The organism is Bacillus sp. D48C (genome assembly GCF_053345735.1).
In genome coordinates this window covers 263,540-275,032 of the sequence record NZ_JBKFAQ010000006.1, presented here as the reverse complement: position 1 = coordinate 275,032, position 11,493 = coordinate 263,540, and the positions used below count along the sequence as shown (strand labels likewise).

The window sequence follows — 11,493 nt, the reverse complement described above, 5'->3', positions numbered from 1 at the left end:
CACATTATTTTTAATCTCACTTCAAATATTCAACGTAGTTTTAATTTCACATCCTATTCAAGATTGTTTACAATTTACCTATAAAAACATAACGGAGGGATTTCTATGACAGACTTTCAAAAACAATTTTTCGCACGATTATATATAGAAGAAAAAGACACAGTTTCATTTGAAGATTTATCTAACATTATGTACGCAATGGCACAAACTGTTCCTTTTGAAAACTTAAATATTCTCGAAAAGAATTTTAAAGAAATATCAAAAGAAAATTTGAAAGAGAAAATTTTAGTAAATAACCGTGGCGGTCTTTGTTATGAACTCAATCCTACTATGTATTACTTCCTTAAAGACGCTGGATTTGATGTTCATCTCGTTTCAGGAACAGTTTATAACGCTGCAAACTCCATATGGGCTGTTGATTCTGGCCATATCGCAACCGTTTTAACACATCATAATGAACTTTATTTAATTGAAGTAGGATTCGGATCATACTTACCTCTTGCACCTGTCCCTTTCTCAGGTGAAGTCATTCACTCTGTTACAGGAGATTATCGTATTCGTAAAGAAATGACCGAAAAGGGAAACTACATTTTAGAGATGCGTAAAAACAATGAGTTTTTGGATCAATCTTCTGCTGATGATTGGACGTTAGGCTATACATTTTATATAGAAGAAGTGGATGAAAAAAAAGCAAATACAGCACAAAAAATTATCGTTGAACATGAAGGATCACCCTTTAATAAAGTACCTCTTATTGTAAAACTAACTGAAGATGGGCATGCCTCTTTAACGAAAGATAGCCTTACAGTAGCGAAAAATGGTAAAAAAACGAAAGAAACCGTTACAGACATGCAATATACAAACCTTTTACATTCAAAATTCGGAATTACACTATAAGTATGTAAGCCTTGTTATTTTAGCAAGGCTTTTCAATTTTCAGCAGGGATTTTTTGCAATTTGTTGTATTTCATAGTTATATAGAAATATAACTACATGTTTAGAAAGGAAATGATTATGACAGAACTTAAAGATCGATTACAAGTAGCTGATATAGAAAAATGGGATTTAACAGACATTTACCATACAATTGAAGATTGGGAAAGTGATTTTCATAAAATTGAAGTTTTAACGAAGGAATTACACGAGTTTAATGGCAATATTCACGATGGCAATAGTTTATTAGCTTATTTAACGAAGAGTGAAGAAATTTCTAGCATAATATCTTTAATGTTCGCTTATGCACGATTACAATCTGACCTTGATACGCGCGATACTGACGCGCAATCTCTTGTCGATAAAGTATCACAATTACATGTGAAAGTAAGTGCGGCTAAATCTTTCTTTTCCCCCTTCTTACTTAGCATAGACGAAAACACATTACATTCTTACATAGAAGAAGCAGAAGGCTTACAATATTATAAAGAAGACTTGTTTGAATTATATCGTTATAAAAAACACGTATTGAATAAGGACCAAGAAGAAATTTTATCACAAATGGGTGAAGCTCTTTCCTCTCCACAGCACACATTTGGTATGTTAAACAATGCAGATATATTATTTGGTGAAGTGACGACTGACGATGGAGAGAAAGTGAACTTAACACGCGGAATGTATGCAAAATTAATAGAAGATACGAATCGTGAAAAGCGTAAAGAAGCTTATAAAGCATATTACAAACCATATGTTCAGTTAAAGAATTCCATCGCATCTACTTTATCCGCTGCTATTAAAAATAATGTTACTGTTTCGAAGCTAAGACACTATCCATCGGCGTTAGAGAAATCATTATTTGGCGATATGGTTCCGAAAGAAGTATATGAAAACCTAATTGATACAACGAAAAAAAACATTCAAACATTACATACATACAATGAAATTCGAAAAGAAAAATTAAACGTAGATGAACTAAGACAATACGACCTAGGCGTCGATTTAGTAGAGGGTGCAAAACAAGACATTCCATATAGTGAAGCATTTGACATTATGATTGCATCACTAGCTCCTTTAGGAGAAGAATATATTGAGACATTAAAAAGTTTTAAAGATAAACGATATATAGACGTAAGAGAAACACCAGGAAAACGTTCTGGTGCTTATAACTTTGGTGTATACGGTGTTCATCCTTTCATTCTTTTAAATCATCACGATGATTTAAACAGCCTGTTCACTCTTACTCATGAATGCGGGCACGGTATGCATACGCACTATTCACATGGATACCAACCAAGAATTTCTGCACATTATTCTATCTTTGTCGCAGAAGTCGCTTCTACAGTAAATGAAGTGTTATTAATTCACTATTTATTAAAAGAAGCAAAAGAAACGAACGTGCGTAACCATTTAGTTAACCATTTTATTGAGAAATTTAAAGGTACTTTCTTTACACAAATCATGTTTGCAGAATTTGAAAAAATCACACATGAAATGGCTGAGCAAGGTAAACCATTAAATGCACAAGTCTTCAGTGAAATTTATGAAAAGCTATTTAAAGAATATAACGGTGATTCACTTGTATTTGATGAAGAAGTAAAATACGGATGGGCTAGAATCCCTCATTTCTATCGCCCGTTTTACGTATACAAATATGCAACTGGATTCGCATCTGCCATTCAAATCGCTGATAAACTATTAAGCGGCGATCCAAATGCTCAAAAACATTATATTGAATTCCTTAAAGGCGGAAGTTCTGACTATCCACTAAACTTATTGAAAAAAGCTGGTGTTGATTTAACTACGCCAGAACCGATTGAAAGTGCATTGAAACAATTCACTCAACTTGTTGAGGAGTTTTCAGCATTATAAAAAGCATGCAGAGTATATACTCTGCATGCTTTTTTCATTTCGGTTACTTTATGCTAAATGTTGCTGCGTCACACAGTGAATCATGCCACCATACGCAAACAGCTCATTTACATAAATGCCGACAATTCTTCTTCCCGGAAACTGCCCTTCAATAATTTGAAGCGCTAACTTGTCATGCTCATCGCCATATATAGGAACCAATACAACCTCATTTCCAATATAAAAGTTTAAATATGAGCCCTTACAATCTGCTTCTTTTACAGCTTTTCTTGTCACCGGTACTGGTATAAGCTGAAATGGTTTTCCATCTATATTTCTTGCTTGTCTCAATTCTTGATAATGCTTTTCGTACGCCTCCAAAAGGTAGGATTCACTCTCCCCGAAAGGATCATATTCATAAAGAATTGTATTTTCATTTACAAAACGTGCTGCGCCATCAATATGGTAATCCGTATCTTCATCATAATTATCCTCACCACGAATACCAGTTATCCATATAAAATTCGTTACCCCCAAATACTTCGTTAACTCCATTTCAATCTCTTCCTGACTTAGTGTAGGGTTTCGATTTTCATTTATAATAGAAGTTTTTGCCGCTATTAAGGTTCCATTTCCGTTTATCTCTATTCCTCCACCTTCTAGACAGACACTAGATTTAACTTTTGGAATACTATACATCTCACTTATTTTTGCCGGAATAACAGCATCATTTTCATACGGATATTTATCTCCCCAACCATTAAAAACCCAGTGTGTTAAGCAGAGATTGCCTTCCTTATCTTTTACAAAGATCGGTCCATTATCTCTTATCCACACATCATCCGTCTCTTGAACTAAGAAATCAATTTTATCCATATCCACTTTCGCTTCCATTAACTTCGATTGGACATGTACTTTTTCTTCCTCATCATATACAACAATATGCACAATTTCTCCGTAATGAAGCTCCTTTGCCATCGTTACCCAAATATCATCTAGCTTAGCTCTGTAACCTTCACCTCTATGAGCTTTATCATGAGGCCATTGCAGCCATGTACCTTCATGTTTCTCCCATTCCGCAGGCATATAAAACAAACTATTTTCTATATTTCTCATACGTGTTCACCCCTTATATGAATGTACGTACAGTCTATACTTTGACATCGTGTTAAGGTCAACAGGAATATCTTCATTTACTTGTAGCAACTTTATAAGGTGACTCTTTATTTCGCCTTTTTATTATGATAAATTGCTTTCGTACATAGAATAAGGATTGACATAATGTTAATGTCAATCCTTATTCTCATTCTATTTTCGTAACTAAAAAACAAATTTGTGTCACATACTCTTCTGCTAAACAATCACATTCAGGCCCCTTTATATAAACCTCATATGGCGAATTAACTATTACACACCCATTTTTTTCAACCCATTCTTCTAACGCTATATAAGCGTAACCAATATAGTCGTAACTTCCATAATGCATAGTAGTAACGATTTGATGTGGACTTAGTTTTTTCATTTCATACTCTTGTGCTACGTCTTCATCATTCCCCTGCATAACCGGGATTCTTAATTCAATATCACTGTTACTTGGAATATATTCTTCATCATAAAAGACTGCAGATGGTGAACCGACTATTTGAAAATTATTTTTTTGTACCTCTTCATATAAGTCATAAAAATAATCATCCATATCATCCATATCTATTTTTACTCTTTGAATAATTATCGTTACTTCATTCCTCATTCCCATTAATATATCGTAATTTCTATGACGAGCAGTATTTAGACTACTATTCACCTTTACCATTCCATTCATTTCTGAAATAACCTGTAAATTTTGCTTCACTTCCTGAGACAACTCGATAATTTGTGATTGTATATGTTGAACAAACGAATCTTGATCCGATGACTGCAAAACAATTTTAATTTTTGGAAGAGGAAATTTATACTCCCTTAGCTTTTTGATTTTCAACGCTACTTCCAGCTGTCCTTGTTCATAATACCTATACCCATTAACCGGATTCACATATGCCGGTTTTAATATCTCCTCTTTGTCATAATGTCTTAACATCCGCGTACTCATTTTACAAATCCGAGAAAACTCAGCGATGGTATACATATCAATACTCCTTGAATACATTTTCTTTTCATTACTTATTTATTAAAACCAATCAAAAATCTTCTTCATTGAAAAATCTTCATTCTGATTTTTCAATCTTCTTATTTTCGAAGGTAACAAATGACTTGGACAATACCACGTTAAACAATTCATCGCGCCTCCCATTGTTGATATTTCTCCTACATGAATTTGAATAACTTGTTTCTCCGTATACTGTTGAATATATCGTAAAACTTCCTCGTCTTTAGCTAGTCCAAACTTAGGAACATACAGAGCATCACATGATTCTAACATATTTATATACAATCCTTTTGCCGATGCTATCTCTTGATCATATTGTCCTTTCTCTGTATACGATGAAGGAACAACTATAAATGCAGCTTCTGGCATTTGTTCTTGAATAATCTCTTGAACACTATATCTAAATTCATGATCCCCTAAAAAATCACTAATAAACATTGTATGTTCATCAATAAATTTAACCATTCCGTCTGCGTGTGCTAGTACATCCCCTTCTTCAGCAGGAATAATAATAACTCGGCTCACATCTAAATCCCATTCTAACTGCTCAATAATTTCCTCTTCTGTCCAATCATCGTTATCATCAAATATGCGTTCTGTTAATATTACAGTATCTTTTTTATTCCAAATAAGATTACCACCATCTAATATTAATGGAGATTTTACATATTCAAAGTCATTCTTTTTCAACCATTTATTAAATTGTTGATCTAAATATCGCCCTTGATCATCTGGCAAATAATTTGGTCGATATTTAAATTTAACTAGATGATTTGTGGCAACCGGTGCAACATCTCTTAGCCAAATATCATCATACTCAAAACAGCTCGTATGAAAGTCTTGTTCTTCAACAGATAAAGATATAAGTTGATCTGCCATTGATTTCTTTTCATTTAAACATTCATTAAAGTAAATCAAGTCTTCATAAAATGGTTGATAATATTCATTCGATTCGTCTGGTATTGCAGTAAAAATAATCCCATTATGTTTTTGTTCCATATTATTTACCTCGCTTTTTAATAGTAGTTACATAACTGATTTCACAAAGCCAACTATTCCTCAATTCATTTCTCTTTTCATTACAACTCATGAACCGCGTATATTTCATGAATGGATTATAGCATGGAGAAATATTATATATTTATATAAAAAATATAAAGCTGACGTTAAGCCTTAAATTGACTCTTGACAAGTTTTTTAAATAACCTATTTTAAAACAACAATAAATGATTAAATGATTTTTTTATCACGATTCAAACCCATTACTTCTAATAGATCGTTTTGATTATATAAATTCACTAAATGCGCTTCTACTCCTATACAAATTCCTTCTAGCGGAAGATCATTTGGATCCTGACCAAAGGGATCTTCAATTTCAACCCCTATTGCTTCAATACCTATGAATGCAAAACTTATAAATGTAAACTATTTTAATTATTGTAATGAACCATATTTACAAAAACCTCTTTCTCTATTAACCTTTTATTCTTTTAAATCACGAAAGTATACAATTAAATAATAGAATCATAAACCCTATCATTATGAGGCTGGTTAAGATTATTTCTTTCAATACCGTTACTCCTTTTTTGCAAAAAGATAAAATATCTTATTTAATTCAACAACAAATGTTCACTATTCTAAATCCCGACGCATCATTTTAGAATTCGCAATGAACAACGCACTAATTAATACAAAGATTGCACAGGCATATAACAATAAATCTAACGGACTATCGTGATCTATAATGATGAGACGCACAATAGCTGTTATACCTATATATATAAAATATCGTAATAGAAAATGAAAATTCATTTGAAAATACTTTATAATCATTACGATGAATTCAAAGTACAAAAAGAATACGACGATACTATCAATTAAATGATAACTAGATTCATTACCATCCAATTTCAGTTCTTGTATAAACTGAATGACTTCTTTCATAAGAAATACACTTAGAACAACCCCTAAGCAAATTAAAGCTACATTTAAAATGTACTGTAAAACGATAGGGAAATACGAAAACACTATTTTAAAATTCTTTAACACAAACATTTTTCTCCTTTACCATATAAAACGAAAAGCGAACATACACTACAATTCAATTATCATTATATTTAATTTTTATTTTTACAAATAATAAGGAACGACAAAATAGGTAAAGATAAGATTTCACCTATTTTGTCTATATAGCAGCACAACGAAATTACAATTAATTACTTCAATGCAATTGGTTGTTGTTGTGTCACACAATGAATCATGCCACCATTTTTATAAAGCTCTCTCACATCAATGCCAACTACTTTACGATCCGGGTATAACTTCTGAATCGTATCGTTTGCGATTTTATCATTCGGATCATTATAATTAGGCACTAATACAACTGTATTCCCAATATAATAATTGATATACGATCCCTTATAATCGAGAGTTTTTCCATTTTCTAAAGCAACTTTTTCTTTACTAAGCGGCAAGTATTCATACTTATATTTCTGTCCTGAAGCATTTTTGGCATCTAACAATGTATTCATATCTTTATTAGATAAACCCCATTCGGCTAGGTCATCTTCTTTCATCGTTACAATGGTAGAGTTATTATGGAATTTAGCAAATCCATCAATATGAAAGTCCGTAATATCTAAATTAGGTACTCCGTCTAACCAAATAAAGTTTGATACCCCAAGGTCACTTATATATTTTTCAATTTCCTTTTCTGATAAATTAGGATTTCTATTTTTATTCGTTACTGCACTTCGAGTTAATAAAGCAGTTCCATTGCTGTCTAACTCAATTGCACCACCTTCAAGGACAAATTTCCCCCAATCAATTCTTTCAATTCCTGATTGTTTACTGACATTCTCTCGTATTCGAGCATCATTTTTGTAAGGCGTTTTCTTTCCCCATCCATTAAATGCCGGGTCTAATATTTTTAAATTTTTATTATTGTCATAAACAAAAATCGGTCCACTATCTCTTGCCCATACATCATCAGTAGGCGCGATAAAGAAATCAATCTTCTCCATATTTAACCCTTCATCTGTTAAAAGCTTATTGATTCTCTTCTTTTCTTCCTGGTCATATGCAACAATGTGGACTTTCTCTCCCTCAGTTAAAGCACTTGCCATCTTAACCCAAATAGGTTCAACTTCCTGCTTATACTCTTCACCATATGTGTATTCATGTGGCCATTGCAGCCATGTACCTTCATGTTTATCTTTTTCATCTGGCATCGTATATTTCCCAGCATTTTTCTGTACCTCTACTTTTTCTCCTTCTTTCCCTTTAACATTTTCATTGTTACCCTCAAAAGAGCATCCACTAATAATCGTTGTAGATAATGTAGCTATTAAACAAAACTTTATTACTTTTTTCATTTTTTCAACCTCCTGTTCTTGTCTCCAATAATGTAAAGCTTCACATAGTGTGAAGCTCAAGCTTTTTTATCAATGTAAAAATTACCAATTATTCTTTACATTACTTAGCATTTAACTACCTATTTTGGTTTATTCAAATGCCAATCACCTTTCTTACCTATTTATCCCGCTATTTGTGGGCAGTAAGTAAAACTTTACAAAATAAAAAAATCGGTATTGATAATTACATATCAATACCGATTTTTTATAATTATTTTCCTTCTATTAAATCATTCGCCATTTTCCTAAATTCTTGATTAAATGCATCATTCATACCATTTTGGACGTTAGAAAATAATATGACAAACGTTCGTTTATCCCAGTTAAAATTATTAAAAGTGTTCCAGCCAGCTAATACACCGTGGTTATGATAATAATCTGGGTAAATATAGAAACTAAATCCATATTTTCTTGCAGGTGATGCAGAAAACATATCTGATACACTTTGTTTAGAAAGTAGTTTACCATCCATAATAGCTTCATCTAACTTTTTCATATCTTCAACAGTCGTATACATTTCACCACAACCATACAGCCAGTTCATTTTTAAGCGAGGCGTGGCTATTAACTTATTATCTTTTTTCGTATACCCTTCTGCTAAGAAAATATCCTCTGGAAGTGTTGCGCCCATTCCAGATTCATGCATTTCAACAGGAGTCAAAATATTTTCTTTCACATATTCAGCAAGTGGTTTATTCGATATTTTTTCTACAATATATGCAAGCACCATATAATTATAATCTGTATATTTCCATCCTGTCCCTGCTGGAAATTGTAACGTTTGTGCCCCAATCCACGTTACTAATTTTAACCGTGATGCTGCGTCAACACTACCTTGTCCCTGTTCTGGTAATCCAGACGTATGTGTTAACAAATTTCGTAACGTAATGTTTTTATCTGCCGGAAACGATGGGATATATTTATTTACATTGTCTTCAATGTTCAACTTCCCTTTTTCTTTTAGTTGCATAATAGATATTGCAACAACTGTTTTCGTAATAGACCCAATGCGATATTTCGTTCTTGGAGTTGTTAATACTTGATCTTTCACATTCGCATAACCGTACCCTTTTCGTAAAATGACATGATCTTTACTTGCTACAAGAACACTCCCATTAAATCCTTTATCTTTTAAGTACTGATCTAGTTTTCCAGCTGCAATTTCATAACGCTTTTTCGCATTCGCATCAACTTCCTGCTTAACATCTTTTTGCTTACTATTTACATTTAAAAATGCCTTTACATCATATTTTTTTCCTTTATTTGCATGTATTAGTGTAACAACACTTCCACAAAAAACAGCAAAAATAAAGAAAACGATTAACCATTTCTTTAACATACTAGGAACCCTCTTTTATCTAGTTTCACTTAACGTACATCCATTCTATTTTATATCTTTTAATTATCAAGTATATTATAATATTATTTAATATTCACTATGTTAAAACTAGATTCCTTTTTCTCATTTTCAATTTTGACTACTCTCTATTGTATTTCTTTCTAGCAAAATTTCCAACATACAATCGGATGCATTACACTATAATTTCAAATTCTTTTGTAACATTTGTTACATACTAAAAAGAATGGAGATGTAATATGAAAAACACCGATAAACGCAACCGTTTAGATGATAAGATGTTTCATTATCGGATAACAAAAAACAACATGGTATTAATTGAATATTACGGAAAACAAATTATGATATTAAAAGGAAATGATGCTGAAAAATTTTTAAATAAAATAAATCATGCAAATAACGATAAAGAAAAACAGCTAATTATGGCTAAAATTACAGGTAATTTCAAAAGAGGTAATGAACGAAATTGAAAACGAATCTCATTTACATTTTGATTATACAACAAATAAAAAAAGAAATGTCGCTCATTCAACATTTCTTTAGACTTTCTTCACAAAAAATTTACATTGCTAACATTCCTTTATTTTCTATAATTCCTATATAAGCTAACCGCTGAAATAGTTAGTAATACAACTATGCATAACCACGCATACGTATATCCCTTCTTATCTACAATATAACCAAATAAAGCAGGTGCAACAATAATGGAAATTTGATTTAATGTAAGTGCAAAACTCACTGTCATCCCTACCGATTCTTCACTTGCTGATTCTGCAACTTCAGTTATAAAAAGACTAAACCATCCAATCGAAAAGAACCCTAACAATGCACTTACACCATACAATACATTCGTTATTGTATGTATGCTCATTACTAATATTAGAATGAAGAGAATAGAAATACAAACAGTTATAAATAAAGGGGTGCGCCGATTTCCCTTATAAAACAAATCACTAGTAGCTGCTAATATAACCCTACCAACCATTCCAGAAAAGAACATAACGGAAAATACTTTTCCAGCTAAAATTGGCGTGATTGATTGTTCCAATACTAAAAATTTTATAAAGTGTGCAACTAACACCATTTGCAATGAAATCATACAAATGCCAGTTATATAAATTGCATACAACTCTTTTTTACACATCACTTCTTTTAACTGCATCCAAAAAGAAAGTTTAATACGTTCTTGTTTAACTTTCTCTTGAATATATGGTTCCTTATAAAATATAAAAAATAAAAACCCTCCAATTATACAAATGCATGCAATACTATTTACCGCATAAGCCATATTATATTTTATTGTAAGAAACGGGATCAATACTCCCGCTAACGTGCCACCAATCGGTATACCAGCTTGTCTAATCCCCATTGCTAACCCGCGATTTTCTTTTGGGAACCACTTTATTATCACCTTACTTCCTCCTGGCTGCGAAACACTATAAAACGTTCCTACTAATAAAAGTACAAAGAGTAACCCATTAAATTCATTGACCATATTAGTCAGTAAAAATGAACCTCCTAGTAAAAATGAGCTTATCGAAATTAACAACTTTTCATTGTATTGATCAAGTAGCCGCCCGACAAAAAGCATACAAAATAGCGGTCCTATATTTACAACACTTACTAGCAATCCACTCTCCGTATTCGTAAGTGCATATTCTTCTTTCCAAAATAATGCAAACGCTCCAACACCATACGTTATAAGTGTCGCTGTTGTTTGAGCAACTGTCGCAAAAATTAACATAACCCACTTATAAGTACTATTCACCCTTTCTTCCATTAACACAATAATCCCT

The 11,493-nt window shown here is 32.2% G+C and carries 10 protein-coding genes and 1 pseudogene; 3 read left to right on the top strand and 8 right to left on the bottom strand.

What is annotated here, in order from left to right:
* Positions 1–105 precede the first annotated feature (105 nt).
* Together ACLBXA_RS17330 and pepF are read left to right on the top strand one after the other, a co-directional pair.
* Complete coding sequence (locus ACLBXA_RS17330; protein ID WP_136804219.1) at positions 106–897, top strand: arylamine N-acetyltransferase family protein; 792 nt, start codon at positions 106–108, stop codon at positions 895–897.
* Between the two features lie 117 nt (positions 898–1,014).
* Positions 1,015–2,802 carry an oligoendopeptidase F gene (gene pepF / locus ACLBXA_RS17325; protein WP_136804220.1) on the top strand — a complete coding sequence of 596 codons (1,788 nt, stop codon included), beginning with the start codon at positions 1,015–1,017 and terminating at the stop codon, positions 2,800–2,802.
* Positions 2,803–2,850: 48 nt separating this feature from the next.
* On the opposite strand, the gene ACLBXA_RS17320 is transcribed toward pepF, so the two are convergent.
* From ACLBXA_RS17320 to ACLBXA_RS17290, 7 genes and pseudogenes are all read right to left on the bottom strand, one after another.
* Positions 2,851–3,897, bottom strand: coding sequence for an agmatine deiminase family protein (locus ACLBXA_RS17320; protein ID WP_447617340.1), 1,047 nt, complete (start codon positions 3,895–3,897; stop codon positions 2,851–2,853).
* Between the two features lie 187 nt (positions 3,898–4,084).
* A complete protein-coding gene (locus ACLBXA_RS17315; RefSeq protein WP_447617339.1) occupies positions 4,085–4,906 on the bottom strand; it encodes a MerR family transcriptional regulator in 822 nt (273 codons plus the stop codon).
* 42 nt (positions 4,907–4,948) lie between these two features.
* A complete protein-coding gene (locus tag ACLBXA_RS17310) occupies positions 4,949–5,926 on the bottom strand; it encodes an agmatine deiminase family protein (protein WP_000435525.1) in 978 nt (325 codons plus the stop codon).
* 231 nt (positions 5,927–6,157) lie between these two features.
* Positions 6,158–6,349: pseudogene (locus ACLBXA_RS17305) on the bottom strand (bestrophin family protein); the annotation flags it as partial.
* Between the two features lie 210 nt (positions 6,350–6,559).
* Entirely contained in the window at positions 6,560–6,976 is a 417-nt protein-coding gene (gene psiE, locus ACLBXA_RS17300) for a phosphate-starvation-inducible protein PsiE (protein ID WP_447617338.1), read from the bottom strand.
* 167 nt (positions 6,977–7,143) lie between these two features.
* On the bottom strand, positions 7,144–8,301 hold the full coding sequence (locus tag ACLBXA_RS17295) for an agmatine deiminase family protein (protein WP_000755771.1): 1,158 nt from the start codon (positions 8,299–8,301) through the stop codon (positions 7,144–7,146).
* 250 nt (positions 8,302–8,551) lie between these two features.
* Positions 8,552–9,679 (bottom strand): serine hydrolase domain-containing protein, encoded by a 1,128-nt coding sequence (locus ACLBXA_RS17290; protein ID WP_000915206.1) that lies wholly within the window; start codon positions 9,677–9,679, stop codon positions 8,552–8,554.
* Between the two features lie 257 nt (positions 9,680–9,936).
* Here ACLBXA_RS17290 and ACLBXA_RS17285 point away from each other — a divergent pair, with 257 nt between their 5' ends.
* Positions 9,937–10,167, top strand: coding sequence for a hypothetical protein (locus tag ACLBXA_RS17285; protein WP_000798793.1), 231 nt, complete (start codon positions 9,937–9,939; stop codon positions 10,165–10,167).
* A gap of 110 nt (positions 10,168–10,277) precedes the next feature.
* Here the strand turns inward: ACLBXA_RS17285 and ACLBXA_RS17280 are convergent, their stop codons facing one another.
* Positions 10,278–11,477 carry an MFS transporter gene (locus tag ACLBXA_RS17280; protein ID WP_015945864.1) on the bottom strand — a complete coding sequence of 400 codons (1,200 nt, stop codon included), beginning with the start codon at positions 11,475–11,477 and terminating at the stop codon, positions 10,278–10,280.
* Between the last annotated feature and the right edge of the window lie 16 nt (positions 11,478–11,493).